At 39.0% G+C, this 14,673-nt stretch carries 13 protein-coding genes; 8 read left to right on the top strand and 5 right to left on the bottom strand.

The features are described from left to right. The first annotated feature begins 155 nt into the window (after nucleotides 1-155). Both ACF8D3_RS06830 and ACF8D3_RS06825 read left to right on the top strand, forming a co-directional pair. Nucleotides 156-920: a hypothetical protein gene (locus tag ACF8D3_RS06830; RefSeq protein WP_392470845.1), complete on the top strand. Its 765-nt coding sequence runs from the start codon at nucleotides 156-158 to the stop codon at nucleotides 918-920. Between the two features lie 55 nt (nucleotides 921-975). Next, complete coding sequence (locus ACF8D3_RS06825; RefSeq protein ID WP_392470843.1) at nucleotides 976-1,488, top strand: cytochrome b; 513 nt, start codon at nucleotides 976-978, stop codon at nucleotides 1,486-1,488. A gap of 41 nt (nucleotides 1,489-1,529) precedes the next feature. Here ACF8D3_RS06825 and ACF8D3_RS06820 read toward each other — a convergent pair whose 3' ends face one another. The 4 genes from ACF8D3_RS06820 to folE2 are packed head-to-tail and all read right to left on the bottom strand — an operon-like array spanning nucleotide 1,530 to nucleotide 4,775. Then, nucleotides 1,530-2,885, bottom strand: coding sequence for a dihydroorotase (locus tag ACF8D3_RS06820; protein WP_392470842.1), 1,356 nt, complete (start codon nucleotides 2,883-2,885; stop codon nucleotides 1,530-1,532). Continuing rightward, the gene (locus tag ACF8D3_RS06815) at nucleotides 2,875-3,435 is read right to left on the bottom strand and encodes a carbonate dehydratase (protein ID WP_392470841.1); all 561 of its coding nucleotides are present in this window, start codon (nucleotides 3,433-3,435) and stop codon (nucleotides 2,875-2,877) included. Before ACF8D3_RS06815 ends, ACF8D3_RS06820 begins: the two co-directional genes overlap by 11 nt. Before the next feature lie 21 nt (nucleotides 3,436-3,456). Continuing rightward, nucleotides 3,457-3,876 carry a phosphoribosyl-AMP cyclohydrolase gene (gene hisI / locus ACF8D3_RS06810; protein ID WP_392470838.1) on the bottom strand — a complete coding sequence of 140 codons (420 nt, stop codon included), beginning with the start codon at nucleotides 3,874-3,876 and terminating at the stop codon, nucleotides 3,457-3,459. Beyond that, entirely contained in the window at nucleotides 3,870-4,775 is a 906-nt protein-coding gene (gene folE2, locus ACF8D3_RS06805) for a GTP cyclohydrolase FolE2 (RefSeq protein WP_392470837.1), read from the bottom strand. Before folE2 ends, hisI begins: the two co-directional genes overlap by 7 nt. Before the next feature lie 110 nt (nucleotides 4,776-4,885). Here folE2 and ACF8D3_RS06800 point away from each other — a divergent pair, with 110 nt between their 5' ends. The 3 genes from ACF8D3_RS06800 (at nucleotide 4,886) to ACF8D3_RS06790 (ending at nucleotide 9,799) form a co-directional block, all read left to right on the top strand. Further along, the gene (locus ACF8D3_RS06800) at nucleotides 4,886-5,617 is read left to right on the top strand and encodes a D-Ala-D-Ala carboxypeptidase family metallohydrolase (RefSeq protein ID WP_392470836.1); all 732 of its coding nucleotides are present in this window, start codon (nucleotides 4,886-4,888) and stop codon (nucleotides 5,615-5,617) included. Between the two features lie 104 nt (nucleotides 5,618-5,721). Then, nucleotides 5,722-6,945 carry a zinc metallochaperone GTPase ZigA gene (gene zigA / locus ACF8D3_RS06795; RefSeq protein ID WP_392470834.1) on the top strand — a complete coding sequence of 408 codons (1,224 nt, stop codon included), beginning with the start codon at nucleotides 5,722-5,724 and terminating at the stop codon, nucleotides 6,943-6,945. 388 nt (nucleotides 6,946-7,333) lie between these two features. Beyond that, a complete protein-coding gene (locus tag ACF8D3_RS06790; RefSeq protein ID WP_392470833.1) occupies nucleotides 7,334-9,799 on the top strand; it encodes an acyl-CoA dehydrogenase in 2,466 nt (821 codons plus the stop codon). A gap of 50 nt (nucleotides 9,800-9,849) precedes the next feature. Here the strand turns inward: ACF8D3_RS06790 and ACF8D3_RS06785 are convergent, their stop codons facing one another. Further along, nucleotides 9,850-11,148, bottom strand: a complete 1,299-nt coding sequence (locus ACF8D3_RS06785; RefSeq protein ID WP_392470832.1) for a sigma-54 interaction domain-containing protein — start codon at nucleotides 11,146-11,148, stop codon at nucleotides 9,850-9,852. 192 nt (nucleotides 11,149-11,340) lie between these two features. Between ACF8D3_RS06785 and ACF8D3_RS06780 the strand changes: the two genes are divergently transcribed. The 3 genes from ACF8D3_RS06780 (at nucleotide 11,341) to ACF8D3_RS06770 (ending at nucleotide 14,613) form a co-directional block, all read left to right on the top strand. After that, on the top strand, nucleotides 11,341-12,027 hold the full coding sequence (locus tag ACF8D3_RS06780; RefSeq protein WP_392470831.1) for an MBL fold metallo-hydrolase: 687 nt from the start codon (nucleotides 11,341-11,343) through the stop codon (nucleotides 12,025-12,027). Nucleotides 12,028-12,039: 12 nt separating this feature from the next. Next, entirely contained in the window at nucleotides 12,040-13,695 is a 1,656-nt protein-coding gene (locus tag ACF8D3_RS06775) for a TIGR01244 family sulfur transferase (RefSeq protein ID WP_392470830.1), read from the top strand. A gap of 108 nt (nucleotides 13,696-13,803) precedes the next feature. Next, entirely contained in the window at nucleotides 13,804-14,613 is an 810-nt protein-coding gene (locus ACF8D3_RS06770) for a sulfite exporter TauE/SafE family protein (RefSeq protein ID WP_392470829.1), read from the top strand. The last annotated feature ends 60 nt before the right edge of the window (nucleotides 14,614-14,673 follow it).

Here is a 14,673-nt window from a genome sequence, read left to right as displayed (position 1 = left end):
GCCAATAATATTTTAAATAAGGTGTGTAGGGTTTACAGCTAATTTTATAAATGTACCGAGTTTTTAAGAACTGAGTACATTTTTTATTACTCAAATTTAAGCCTGTATTCAGCTCTATTTGGTCAAATTAGATTGTTTTCTTATTGGATTACAATATGATCAATGATAAAAATACAGAGCAAATACTCAGTAAAGTGCCAGAAGTAACACTACTCTTTTGGATCATAAAAATTGCTGCAACGACTTTAGGTGAAACCGCTGGCGATGCATTTTCAATGTCACTCAATCTCGGCTATCTGCTCAGTACCGCAATTTTTACGGTGTTATTCATCGTACTAGTAGCCTTTCAGATTAGAGCAAAGGGTTACCATCCATTCTTTTATTGGGCAACGATTATTGCCACCACCACATTAGGAACAACTATTGCAGATTTTGTTGATCGTTCTTTGGGTATTGGATATTTAGGCGGAAGTCTCATTTTATCTGCTTTACTGGCTGCATCTTTGTTTATTTGGAATCTCAGTTGTGGTTCGATCGCAGTCAATACGATTCAATCTCCGAAAAATGAAGCATTTTATTGGTTGACTATTATGTTTTCGCAAACGCTCGGAACAGCATTGGGAGATTGGACAGCAGATACTCAGGGACTTGGTTATACAGGGGCAATGCTGATTTTTGGTGGTCTTCTTGTATTTTTGATTATTCTTTATTTTGGTACAAAAGCTTCAAGAACAATGCTTTTTTGGGCTGCATTTATTTTAACTCGACCATTAGGTGCTGTTTTAGGTGATTTTCTGGATAAACCAATCGCTCAAGGTGGTTTGGATTTAAGTCGGGCAGGTGCTTCAATTGTGCTATTCACTTTTATCATTTTAAGTTTAATTATTTTTAAACCTAAAGCAGCAAAAGCGTTGCATTAAATAAATCAGATGTAAATTTTACTTTATCTAAAGTGCAGAACAAGGATAAGAAGTCATGGAAAATAATTATCCCAAACCAATCATCATCTTGCATTGGCTGACATTATGCCTTGTATTGATTGCTTATTTTAGTAGTGGCAATCCATTACACGACAAGATTTGGGGACAGGTTCATGTGATGAGTGGTTTATTGGTATTCGCTATTTCGATTGCCAGAGTTACAACCGTATACTGCTATAAAAAGCAACTCCCACACAACAAGATAATTAGTCGCTATCAAGAAAAGTTGTTTAAGTTGGTTCGATTGGTTTTATATTTATCTTTATTTGTTGTACCCGTGATGGGCTGGTTGGCACTTTCTAGTATGACTACCCAATTCGACTTATATTCGATGCAACTTCCTTTAGCACGGCTGACAACTTCAAATCATTTGATTGGCGAAGCTCATCAGTTTCTGGGAAATATGTTTATTTTCTTTGTGGGTTTACATGCTGCCGCAGCTTTGGCACACCATTTCATATTTAAAGATGGTGTGCTCAAAAGTATGCTTGCGAAGAATGATAAATAGATATTGTGGGCAAGATTCGATTTTCTGAAGATCTTATTTAGTTATCTATTTATTTCTAAAGCTTGTCCCTGACAATTTAAAAATAATTGTGATTGATGCCAAGCCAACTGTCCTGAAACGATTGTTGTATCTACGTTATATTGGAAAGTTTTATTTACAAAAGGACTCCAATTACAGCGCATATAGTTGTGTTGATCTTTCACGGCTAGCTGTAGTTTATTTTCTCTGAGTAAGACTAAATCAGCCCAATAGCCTTCACGAATATAGCCTCGATCTTTGATTTTAAATAGATCAGCGACGTGATGAGAGGTTTTCCGAACCATTGTTGCGATATCTATTTTTTTATCTGCAACCAATTCCATTAGTACAGGGATTGCATGTTGCACTAAGGGGAGACCTGCGGGTGCATCTAAATAGCTTTGTTGCTTTTCATCCCACGTATGCGGAGCGTGATCAGTACCTATAATGTCCAAACGATTGCTTTCAGCAATTGCATTAATCAGTGCTTCTTTGTCCTGTTGGGTTTTTATTGCAGGATTACATTTAATTAGATGTCCAAGATCCGCATAATCTGATTCATCAAAGCTCAAATGATGAATACATACCTCAGCAGTAATATGTTTTCGGTTTAAAGGTAAGTCTTTAAATAAACACAGTTCTTTTGCAGTCGTAATATGTAAGACATGCAACTGCGTACCATACTTTTCTGCAAGTGAAACAGCTAGTTTGGAACTTTCAAAGCAAGCATATTTATCTCGAATTTTGGGGTGCATTGCTGCTGGAATATTTCTTCCATATTTTTCTAAAAATAGTTTTTCTCTGGCTTTGATGCGCGGTGTATATTCACAATGAGTGAGTAAAATAGTCGGGACATTGGCAAATAAACGTTCCAAAATTGTAGGATCATCTACCAGCATGTTGCCCGTGGATGCGCCCATAAACACCTTTACGCCACTCACCAGTTTTGGATCGAGTCGTTCCACAACCTCTAAATTATCCGCACTCACACCCAAATGAAATGCATAATTTGCCATGCTATGTTGTGCTGCAATTTGCTTCTTGTGCATCAACGTCTTTAGATCGAGTGTCGCTGGATTGGTATTGGGCATATCCATATAACTGGTAATGCCACCAATCACCGCAGCAGAGGACTCAGATGCAATACTTCCTTTTTGCGGTGAGCCAGGATCTCGAAAGTGAACTTGATCATCAATCATGCCAGGGATGAGCCAATTGCCATCAGCTTCAATACTTTTTGCATGAACAATACCCGTTATATTGGATTGAATTTTTTCAATACGTCCATGACGAATCAGCACATCACTGATTTGTTGCTGTCCTTCATTTACGATATTGGCATTGCGAATGATAATGTCTGGAGAATTTCTAAAACTCATTGTGCAGTGCCTTGTAGCCTTTGACCAATTCAATGTTGGTCGTAACCACACTTTCAGAAAACTCACTGATGGAAATGTCGATTGGCGGATAAAGTGCTAAATCTGTTTGAGGGTTGATATAGCCCATGGCAGGTACATAAAAATGATCAGGTAAATCACGACCATCTACCACAGCATTGTGTCGAATCGCACTATGATTTCCAATTTTGCAGTTGAATAACACACTGTTAAAACCGACAAAAACATGATGTCCAATACTGCAAGGCCCATGAATAATAGAACGGTGCGCGATAGATGAACTCTCGCCAATGATTACGGCTGCACCAGCTTTTGAATGAATCACAACGCCGTCTTGGATATTAGAGTTTGCGCCAATTACGATGGGTTCCATCTCACCATTTTCATTTGTTTCATCTGCTCGAATCACGGCATAAGGACCAATAAAAACATTGGCTTGGACAATCACTTTGCCGCAGATAATCGCAGTTTGATCAACATAGGCTGATTCATCTATAACAGGAAGATGTCCAGAAGGATTTTTACGAAGCATAGAAAGTCTACATCCATTAAATTAAAGTGTTGATTCGCTAAGAATGGTAATTTGATGATTGCCGATTCCGAGATAAAAACAGCTTGGACGATTGGTATGACAAGCAGGGCCATGTTGACGCACCAGAAATAAAATGCTGTCACCATCGCAATCGAGTCTGGCTTCAACCAAAAATTGCCGATGTCCTGAACTTTCGCCTTTACGCCATAAACATTGACGTGAACGAGACCAATAACAAACTTGTTGCTGGGTTAGTGTTTCTGTTAGGGCTTCGGCATTAACCCAAGCCAGCATCAGCACTTCTTTGCTGGTGCTATCTTGCGTGATTGCAGGAATGAGCCCATCTTGATTCCATTTGATCTGAGAAAATACATTTTCAAAATCAAATTGTTGGCCTATGAAACCCTGTTCCATATGTTTAAAAATACATGCGTCTACCATTGCCACGAACCTTGAGCAACTGCATCATGCGCATGTAAGCTTTCTGCATGAATGACTTTGAAATTGAAGCCATTAATATATTGATGATGAATAAATGTGCTGTATAAACGTCTTAAAGCATCTTCACAAAACATTAGATTTTGTCCATTAGCGATTGCAAAAGCTTGCTCATCGATGCGTTTAACCGCCGTTTGAACAGGTGTCATGAGGGCTTGTTCCGCCTGATTAATAAATAAAATCAGTGGAATATGCTTGATCTCTTGGTTTAGTTTAAATTTCAAAATGGCAAAACTTCTTTGACTGTGTGGTGTTGCAGCAATCGCATCAGTGGTGCTTAACCAATTCAAAATTTCTTGTTGATCTAGCTGTATCTCTTGGTTTTGTAATGCAGAGTTAAAGCGTTGCTGAATAATATTGCGTGATAGTGCAGCAGAGCATGGGCAAGTAGATGAATAAGGAATTTCAACTTTTAACTCGGTGGTAAATTGATCTTTGATTAGCTGACAGGTCAACACAAAAGGGTAGCTTTTCCAACCTGATAACTTACTGATTAGCGCAGGACGTTCGATATAAAGTTCACTATGGATCTCAATTTTTGCATTCGTTGATAATCCAGTATGACTCGCTAAAAAATCTTCTAGTGCAACTTTAATATCTAGCAAATTTAGATTGTTAATAGTACTTAACTCTAAAAGGCGTGTGTATAAACGAGACATATGAATGCCTTTAGCTAAAGGATCATTCAAGCTGACGTAGGCATTTATTTGGCTTTGGCATTGGGTCTGTTCTATATAAAGTGGCAGTGCAATGTTCTCCATGCCAACCCAATCTAAAGCATGGTTATGGTCTGTTGGTTGTATCGATTCAGCGGAAATATCTGGGAGTAGTGCAAGATTCATTTGTAAAGAGTGCTTAAGTTGTAATGCATATTGTTATGTTATAACATAACAATATGCATCGGCAAGTTCGCTGCTTGTCAAAATCGTTGTTCACGTATAACTGAGTAAAAATGAATAGAGTTTGTATTTTTGGACTGAGTTTGTGCTTATCCGCTTGTCATCAAGCGAGTGTCTATTCGACACAAAAAGCACATTCGAGTCAGCAGTTGCAGCGATCAGACAATCAGCAACAAAGGATTTATAAAACTCAAAAAGTTGTTTCACCAAGTTATTTAATTTGGAGAAATGCGCCTTTACATCAACAGCAAATCTATAGGTATAAGCATTTCTTAAAAAGCCAAGGGTTGAATTTATATATTCCTGATGCCGAATTTTTTCAGACTGCCAGAGATTGGCAAAAATGTAACTATCCAGAATATGAAGTTCCGCCACAGGAACTTTGGAACAACATCATTCCAACGTTAAATATTCTTCATCAGTTGATTGATCGAAAGATCGTAACTGATTTTTCAGTCACTTCGGTATATCGAAGTTATGCATTAAATCAATGTGCTGGTGGAGCAGGTTCATCAAAGCATGTGTTCAATGCTGCATTGGATTTTCGTATTGGTTCAGAAAATCCAGATATTGCAGAGCAACAGTCTATTCAAGAAAAAAAAGCAAAGTTGTGCCAGTTTTGGCTTGATCATGGTGAAGTGCTAAGCATGGGCTTAGGCGTGTATGAGTCAGGTCAAATTCATATTGATAGCGCAGGTTATCGAACGTGGGGTGTAGATCATCGCTACACCTCATCGCCTTGCATGAAAGATTCTTTAAACCATCAGCATCAATCGCCAACTTAAAACGGTGTATGGCTCAGCAATCAATATGAGTCAATTTAATGATGCTGGTGGATGCATTGATTTACCAAGATGAAATCTAATCCCGTTAAAAAGTGAGAAAGTCAATGAATCATTCTTTAGCCACTTCCGAAAAACTACCAGTAACAGTGCTTTCTGGTTTTTTGGGTGCAGGTAAAACGACTTTATTGAACCATATTTTGAATAATCGTGAAGGTAGAAAAATTGCGGTAATCGTCAATGATATGTCTGATGTCAATATTGATGCGGCATTGGTCAGAGATGGAGGAGCAGAGCTATCTCGAACAGATGAAAAGCTGGTAGAAATGAGCAATGGCTGTATTTGCTGTACTTTAAGAGAGGATCTTTTGATTGAAGTACGCCGTTTAGCGCAAGATCAGCGCTTTGATCAACTGGTGATCGAGTCTACAGGGATTTCAGAACCATTGCCTGTTGCTGAAACATTTACTTTTGAAGATGAAAATGGTGTTTCACTCAATGAGTTCGCTCGCTTAGATACGATGGTGACAGTGGTAGATGCCTTTAACTTTTTAAAAGACTATAGCTCAATCGATAGTTTACAAATGCGTGGCGAGTCATTGGGTGAAGAGGACCAACGAAATGTCGTTGATCTATTGATTGATCAAATCGAATTTTGTGATGTGATTATATTGAATAAAGTTGATCTGATTAACGAAGATGAAAAACAAAAGCTGTTTGGAATATTACATTCATTGAATCCACGGGCGAAAATAGAAGTTTCTGAGTTTGGCCAAGTAAATTTAGATCGCGTCTTAAATACTAATTTATTTGATTTTAATGCGGCTGCCCAAGCGCCGGGCTGGCTCAAAGAATTACGCGGTGAACATACACCTGAAACAGAGGAATATGGAATCCAAAGTTTTGTCTATCGAGCAAGAAGACCTTTTCATCCGCAGCGTTTTTTTGATTTTATCAACTCAGAATGGAAAGGGGTAATCCGTTCAAAAGGATTTTTCTGGTTAGCATCTGAGCCTGAGTTTGCAGGTTCTTGGTCTCAAGCTGGAGCGATGGCTCGGCATGGTGTCGCAGGTTATTGGTGGGCTGCCGTGCCAGACGAACATTGGCCTGAAGACCCACAGAGTCGAGAAGCGATTCAGAAAAATTGGAATGATCAGACAGGTGATGCGAGACAAGAAATTGTTTTAATCGGTATGGAAATGGATCAAGAGGATTTGATACGACGATTTGATGCTTGTTTGCTGGATGACAATGAAATGTTGCTGGGCGTAGAAACTTGGCAGAATTTTGAGAATCCATTTCACGGTTGGACAGATATGATTGTGAATTAAGATATTTTTAATGCATAGGTATTTTATTAATTATTGTAGAAACATTCTAAAATCAAAGTTTGGAATGTTTCTGTCCACCATTTTCCGACAAATTAACCCTTTGAGGGGTATTCTTATTGAATCTTTATGTGATCATTAATTTGAATATATATTAAAATAATTTTACTAAACATATGTTTTATCTATTAAAAATTGAGTATCTGAATTATAAAATATAGTTTCATCTCGATGGGGTTGTGTAATATTTAGTAGCTAAGTCAAATATTAAAAAAACAAACTGTACAATAAAAATTCACTCTTTTTTCACTTATTCACCTCTAAGTTCAAACGTGTAGTAATTCAAATAAATTAATTTTCCTTAGTTCAAGTTGAAAGCAAAGGAGCAACTATGACTCTATTATTGATATTGCTTAGCTTGTTGATTCAGTTTGTAATGTTGTGGGCTGTATTTTATTTCGAACTCAATCGAACAATTGGTAGTATTGTTTCCATCGTTATCGCTATTTTATGTAGTGTATTGATCACGCCGTGGAGTTTATTGGTCGGTATACCGATTATTTTAATGAGTGTGATTTTATTAATCCCTGCATTGCGTGAAGCACTGATTAGCCGACCTGCGTTTGATGTGTTATCCAAAGCCATGCCGAGCATGAGTAGCACTGAAAGGGAAGCTTTGGATGCGGGTACCAGTTGGTGGGAAAAAGAGTTATTTATGGGAGCACCAGACTGGCACAAGTTTGATGAATATCCCTATCCAAAACTTTCTGAAGAAGAACAATCCTTTTTAGATAATGAAGTACAACAACTGTGTTCAATGCTGGATGAATGGAAAATTCATCATCAAGATAAAGATTTACCGCCAGAAGTTTGGCAATTTATTAAAGACAACGGCTTTTTAGGCTTAATTATTCCAAAGTCATTTGGTGGTAAAGAGTTTACGCCTTTTGCACAAAGTCGCATTATGAGCAAAATTGCATCACGCTCTTTAACTGCTGCTGTGAGTTGTATGGTGCCGAACTCATTAGGGCCAGGTGAGTTGTTATTGCACTATGGAACAACCGAACAAAAGCAACGCTATTTGCCGGGTTTGGCAGATGGAACGGAGATTCCGTGCTTTGGTTTAACCAGCCCAGAAGCGGGTTCGGATGCAGGGGCAATCCCTGATACAGGCGTCGTCTGTTACGGGAACTATCAAGGTCAAGAGGTCCTTGGTTTGAAAATGAATTTCTCGAAACGCTGGATTACGCTTGCGCCTATCGCGACGGTGATTGGTTTGGCATTCAAACTTTATGATCCTGATGGCTTATTGGGTGATAAAAGTAAATATGAATATGGCATTACCTGTGCATTGATTCCATCAAGCCACGAAGGTATCAAAATTGGCGCTCGACATAATCCGGGCGCACCGTTCATGAATGGTACAGTTGAAGGTAATGACGTCTTCATTCCGATTGATTGGATTATTGGTGGACAGGAGAATGCGGGTAAAGGTTGGCGCATGTTGATGGAGTGTCTGGGTGTTGGTCGTGGGATTTCATTACCAGCCTTGGCGACTGCTGCGGGTGAGATGAGTTATCTGCTAGTCGGCGCATTTGCGAGTGTAAGACAGCAGTTCAAAGTATCTGTCGGGCATTTTGAAGGTGTACAAGAAGCGACCAGTGATATTGCAAGTGATGCTTATATGTTGGAAGCATTTAGATATTTAGTCACTTGTGGTTTGAATCAAGGTGGTACGCCTGCGGTAATGACAGCAATGGCAAAATACTATGCCACTGAAACCATGAGGAAAGTTATTAATCATGGTATGGATGTCGTCGGAGGACGTGCGATTCAACTTGGGCCACGTAATTTCCTTGCATTAACTTATCAATCGATTCCTGTTGCAATCACTGTTGAGGGTGCAAATATCTTAACGCGCTCATTGATGATTTTTGGTCAGGGTTCAATGCGTTGTCATCCTTATCTATTTGAAGAGTTACAATTACTACAATCTGAAAATAAGCAAGCGGCTTTGAAACAGTTCAATGCTTTATTATTCAAACACCTTGCTTATACATTTAATCGTGCAGCAAAAGCAGTTGCTTTTGGTTTTACGGGTGGTTCAGATCAAGCGTCGAAACAAGCAGATGATTTTTCTAAACCCTACTATGCCTTGATTAATCGTTTGAGTGCAGACTTTGCTTTAACTGCGGATATGGCACTTGGGCTTTTGGCTGGTGATTTAAAACGTAAAGAGATGCTGTCTGGGCGTTTAGCAGATATTCATGCACATTTATTTATTGCGACTGCAATTTTAAAGTTCTATGAGCATGGTTTGCGTACTGATGCTGAAAAGAAACATGCAGAGCTTGCATTAAATAAAGCGCTCTACAATGTACAAGAAGCTTTTTATGGTTTTTACGAAAACTTCCCTGTGAAGATTGCAGCATGGTTAGTGAAATTGATTTGTTTCCCATTTGGTCGCCCAATTGATAAGCCATCTGATCAGCTCAAACAAGAAGTTGCACAGTTATTGCTGCGTGAAAATCCGTTTAGAGCAGAGTTGAAGAAGCATGTCTATTACACAACCGAACCAGATGATGTGATGGGGCGTATGGAGTCGACTTTCCAAATGCTGCTTGAAGTGCAACCGTTATGGGATAAGTTCAAAAAAGCCGAATCTAAAGATCAGTTCAAAGGCTTAGTGTTTGAAGAGCGTGTTGCAAATGCCGTCGAGCTTGGATTTATCACTAGCACTGAAGCTGAGCAAATCTTGCAATATAATGTGAAGCGTTATGACAGTATGCTCACCGATATTTTTGATGAGCATCTGGAACATGATTTACCACTTGAGAATCCACATTTGAAAAGTTGATTGAAGTGGAAACTAAAAAGCGAGTCATTTGGTATGGCTCGCTTTTTTATTCATAAATTAAACTTTTTCCGATAGCGCCAAAGTGTAGTACGGCTCATATCCAAGGCTTTAGCCACTTGATTAAGATCATAATCATATTTGATTAACGCCTTACGAATCATATCTTTATTGATTTTATCTGAACTATGCATATGTTCGGTTGTGTGCATCTTCAAATCAGATGGTATGTGTGGATTATCAATAATCTCATCTGGCAAATCACAAAGCTCGATTTCAGATTTTTCATTTGCCATCGTAATGGCATAGAGCAGGGTATTTTTTAATTCACGCACATTCCCCGGCCAGTCGTAATCAATCAAGGCATTTAGTGCATCATTTGATAGTGAGGGAGTATGCTGAAAAATGGTTTGCTGCTCGCTTAAAATGAAGTTTGCAATCAGTGGAATATCTTCTTTGCGATCACGTAACGGTGGAACAAAAATGGGAATAACACGCAGGCGATAAAGCAAGTCTTGACGGAAACGGCCAAGTTTGGCTTCTTCTCTTAACGCGCGATGCGTCGCGGTAATAATACGGACATTGGCTTTGATTGATTTTTCACCGCCTAAGGGGGTGAATTCTCCAGTTTCTAGTACACGTAGCAGTTTTGCTTGTAACTCTAAGGGAATTTCAGCGATTTCATCTAAAAAAAGTGTTCCACCTGCGGCACGCTCAAAAACACCTTTATGCTCTCGAATCGCGCCTGTAAAAGCACCTTTGACATGCCCAAATAATTCGCTTTCCAAGATATTCGCGTTCAAAGCAGCACAGTTAATCGCAATAAACACTTTATTCTTTCTTTGGCTATAGTCATGTATGGCCTGAGCAACCAGCTCTTTACCGCTTCCAGATTCACCACGAACCAATACAGGGAATTCAGTGATTGCAACGCGTTGGATAATTGAAAACATACGTTGCATTTCAGGTGATTGGCTATGAAATGTTTCCGATAAACTTTGAATGCTTTGCTTTGGCAGTGTTGTTTCAACTTGTCGCAATAGCTGAACTACGAATAATGTTCCAGTGAAATTTTGATCTGAAACATGAATGTTATGTCGATGACAGAACAATTCGCTTGAGCCATTTGCAGATTTAAAATTAAATTTTCCAGTATCTAATGCGTTATTCAATATTTGCTGTTTGCTTAACGCTGAGATCGAAGGATTAAGCCTTGTTGATTTGAACTCATAAATGATAGTCGAATCAGTGTGATCAACGATAAAAAGGGCACAGTCAGTAATGAGCTGCTGCAAATAACCCAAGAAATTTTCCAAATCAACTTGAGTTTTAAAATCAATGAGTTGAGTCATTATGTTTCATTTTATGTTTCACTGTTTGAATTATTGAAACATGAAATGAAAGAAAAGTGAAACGTGGTCTATTCTGAATTTTAAATATTATTTATTAATATATTGTTTTATTTGAATATAATTAAAAATGCAAAGAGTTGGCATCTTGTTTGCAAAATATGAATATAAGCAAGCAGATTGAGATTGATTCTAATGATATTCCATCAATTTTTCGAAAAAGAAAGTTCTACTTATACCTATCTCATTGCATCAGAACAAACGCATGAAGCTGTATTAATTGATCCAGTTGCTTCTGAAATTGAGAGCTATGCGGAAAAGTTAAATGAACATAATTTAACATTGGTATATAGCCTCGATACGCATGTACATGCAGATCATGTCACAGCAGCTAATTCATTAAGAGAAAAATTTGGCTGTAAAACAGTTTTGCATCGTCATTCAGGTGTAGCGTGCGGAGACATTTTTATTACAGATCGTAGTGCTATACGTGTTGGTGAAATCTTAATTGAAGCTCGTTATACACCGGGTCACACCAATGCATGTACCAGTTATGTCGTTGATGGCATGGTATTCACAGGTGATGCACTGTTAATCGATGGTTGTGGTCGCACCGACTTCCAAGAAGGGAGTGCTGAAACTTTATATGACTCTATTCATCAACAGATTTTCACATTGGCTGATGAAACGATTGTGTATCCGGGACATGACTATAAAGGTCGTTTGTCATCGACCGTTGGGCATGAGCGTTTACATAATGCTCGATTAGGGCAAGGTAAATCTAAACAAGATTTTGTACAGATTATGACGAATCTCGATTTACCTTATCCGAAAAAGATTGATATTGCTTTACCTGCCAATAAAGCCTGTGGACAAGCATAAGGAACAAATGACATGGAATTAAAGCGAGTTAATCAAGAGTTTTTTGTTTCGGATCAAATCAGCCAGCAAGATATTACTGAAATAGCGGCAAAGGGTATTCGAACAATTATTTGTAATCGTCCTGATGGTGAAGGTGCTGATCAGCCTAATATCATCGAGATCCAAGAAGCTGCAATTCAACATGGGATTCAGTTGGAATATTTACCTGTGGTGAGTGGTCGTGTGACTGATGAACAGGCAGTTGAATTCAAACAACTCTATCAAAAGTCACAAAAGCCACTTTTAGCATTCTGTCGATCTGGTACTCGTTCAATTACTTTGTGGGCGTTGTCACAGGTTGTAGAGCAAAGTCTTGATCAGATGTTGTTGCAAGCCAAAGCACTTGATTATGATTTGCAAGGTTTAGTGCCTCGTATTCTGAAACAGAATCCTAATCAGTTGAATAATATTCCTACATTTTCTGTGGTGATTGTGGGGGGCGGGGCTGCAGGAATTTCAGTTGCATCGAGTTTACTATCAAGACAGCCAAACCTAGATATTGCAATTATTGATCCAGCAGAGATTCATTATTATCAACCAGGCTGGACGATGGTCGGTGGCGGTATTTTTCCACCTGAAAAAACGGTTCGAACTATGGCGAGTTTGATCCCAAAACAGGTCCATTGGATCAAAGCTGCTGTTGCTGCATTTGACCCAGACAATAAACAGGTTTTATTGGAAGGATGTAAGCCGATTAATTATGAAGCTTTGGTTATTTGCCCCGGATTAAAGTTGAATTGGCATGGTATCGATGGCTTAGTTGAAACACTGGGTAAAAATGGTGTGACTTCGAATTATCGTTATGATCTTGCACCATATACGTGGCAGTTAGTGAGTAGCATGAAGCAAGGTAAAGCGATTTTCACGCAACCGCCGATGCCAATCAAATGTGCTGGCGCACCGCAGAAAGCCATGTATCTGTCAGCAGATCATTGGCAAAAACAAGGTGTACTCCAAAACATCAACATCGACTTTTATAATACAGGTAGTGTGTTATTTGGTGTGCAAGCGTATGTTCCAGCTTTGATGGAATATATCAAACGCTATAACGCAAATTTGCACTTTAATCATCAGTTAATCAAAGTCGATGGTGTTCAAAAATGTGCTTGGTTTAAGGTGACTGAAGGTGAAAATAGTTCAGTAATTGAAACTGATTTTGATATGTTGCATGTTGTTCCACCACAACAAGCACCTGATTTTATTCGAGCAAGTAATCTTGTCGATGCTGCGGGTTGGGTGAGTGTAGATCAACATACCTTACAGCATACAAAATATCCTTACATCTTTGCCTTGGGCGATGTAATGAATGCACCAAATGCTAAAACTGCCGCTGCTGCCCGTAAACAAGCGCCGATCGTTGCAGTGAATGTTTTACAGTACTTAAAAGGCAGTAACCAGTTCGCTCAATATGATGGTTATGGTTCATGTCCACTTACGGTCGAGCGTGGGAAAATCGTACTTGCAGAGTTTGGCTATGGCGGAAAGTTATTACCAAGTTTTCCAAAATGGTTCTTGGATGGGCAAAAACCAACTCGTATGGCATGGCTATTAAAAGAGCAAATTCTCCCACCTATGTATTGGGATGGCATGTTGAAAGGGCACGAGTGGCTAGTTAAACCAAAACTCTAGCCCACTTCTCTTAACTCTAAACCCCGTTTCAGCGCTAGCTTTCAATCGAGAGCTAGTGAGGGAAACTCATGCTGAAAAAAGCAATTTATCTCTTATAAGAGGTCTTTTATGGATATGTGGTTATTGGTCTTAGAAGGTCTTGCAATCGGATGCTTACTTGGGCTGACGGGAGCTGGTGGCGGAATCTTGGCTGTTCCTGCGCTTATGGCGAGTCAGGGGTGGACGGTTTCACAAGCTGCGCCTGTGGGATTACTGGCTGTTACACTCTCTGCATTTGTTGGAAGTATTCAGGGCTTATTTAAAAAAATCGTAAGATACCGTGCTGCGATTTGGATTGCTCTGATTAGTATTCCTTCGGCACGCTATGGTGTTCATCTTGCCAATATCATTTCTCCAGTTTGGTTAAGTCTCGCATTCAGTTTGGTCATGTTGATCGTCGCTTATCGTATCTTTTTTAATAAAGTAAATGATTTAGAAGACCCACCGTGTAAGGTGAATCATAGTACAGGTAAGTTAATTTGGAATATGAAAACTGCTTCAGTTTTAGGTTTGATCGGTGTAATAGCTGGCTTGCTCACAGGTCTACTTGGTGTTGGTGGGGGCTTTGTGATCGTACCTGCTCTTAGAAAAGCAACTGATCTAGACATGCGTAGTATTGTTGCGACATCCTTGATGATTATCTTCTTAATCGGCGGTGTCAGTATTTCAATCCATGTACTTGATGGCTTTCAATATCCGCTGATTGTAACTGCAAGTTTTGTATTGGCGTGTATTGTTGGGATGCTAGTCGGTAGAAGATTGATTAGCATGATTGATCTTAAAACGGTACAGAAAATTTTTGCTACGGTTGTGATCAGTGTTGCTGCTTACCTGATGTGGACCAGTCTAGCGATATTGATTGCAACTCAAATTGCTTAGCTTTTATCGCCAGTAATTGAAAACCAAATAAATAAAATAAAGCCTAGCTCAAGTGAGTTA

Source organism: Acinetobacter sp. YQ_14, from assembly GCF_043102985.1.
GTDB lineage: Bacteria > Pseudomonadota > Gammaproteobacteria > Pseudomonadales > Moraxellaceae > Acinetobacter > Acinetobacter venetianus.
The sequence above is the reverse complement of the archived record's forward strand: the minus strand, read 5'-3'. Positions and strand labels throughout refer to the sequence as shown.

What these genes read in the sequence shown, in the direction of transcription:
- ACF8D3_RS06825 (WP_392470843.1), top strand. Translation starts at nt 976, where the DNA reads ATGGAAAATAATTATCCCAAACCAATCATCATCTTGCATTGGCTGACA.
- ACF8D3_RS06775 (WP_392470830.1), top strand. Translation starts at nt 12,040, where the DNA reads ATGGAATTAAAGCGAGTTAATCAAGAGTTTTTTGTTTCGGATCAAATC.
- folE2 (WP_392470837.1), bottom strand. Translation starts at nt 4,775, where the DNA reads ATGAATCTTGCACTACTCCCAGATATTTCCGCTGAATCGATACAACCA.
- ACF8D3_RS06790 (WP_392470833.1), top strand. Translation starts at nt 7,334, where the DNA reads ATGACTCTATTATTGATATTGCTTAGCTTGTTGATTCAGTTTGTAATG.
- ACF8D3_RS06800 (WP_392470836.1), top strand. Translation starts at nt 4,886, where the DNA reads ATGAATAGAGTTTGTATTTTTGGACTGAGTTTGTGCTTATCCGCTTGT.
- ACF8D3_RS06830 (WP_392470845.1), top strand. Translation starts at nt 156, where the DNA reads ATGATCAATGATAAAAATACAGAGCAAATACTCAGTAAAGTGCCAGAA.
- ACF8D3_RS06780 (WP_392470831.1), top strand. Translation starts at nt 11,341, where the DNA reads ATGATATTCCATCAATTTTTCGAAAAAGAAAGTTCTACTTATACCTAT.
- ACF8D3_RS06815 (WP_392470841.1), bottom strand. Translation starts at nt 3,435, where the DNA reads ATGCTTCGTAAAAATCCTTCTGGACATCTTCCTGTTATAGATGAATCA.
- hisI (WP_392470838.1), bottom strand. Translation starts at nt 3,876, where the DNA reads ATGGTAGACGCATGTATTTTTAAACATATGGAACAGGGTTTCATAGGC.
- zigA (WP_392470834.1), top strand. Translation starts at nt 5,722, where the DNA reads ATGAATCATTCTTTAGCCACTTCCGAAAAACTACCAGTAACAGTGCTT.
- ACF8D3_RS06785 (WP_392470832.1), bottom strand. Translation starts at nt 11,148, where the DNA reads ATGACTCAACTCATTGATTTTAAAACTCAAGTTGATTTGGAAAATTTC.
- ACF8D3_RS06820 (WP_392470842.1), bottom strand. Translation starts at nt 2,885, where the DNA reads ATGAGTTTTAGAAATTCTCCAGACATTATCATTCGCAATGCCAATATC.
- ACF8D3_RS06770 (WP_392470829.1), top strand. Translation starts at nt 13,804, where the DNA reads ATGGATATGTGGTTATTGGTCTTAGAAGGTCTTGCAATCGGATGCTTA.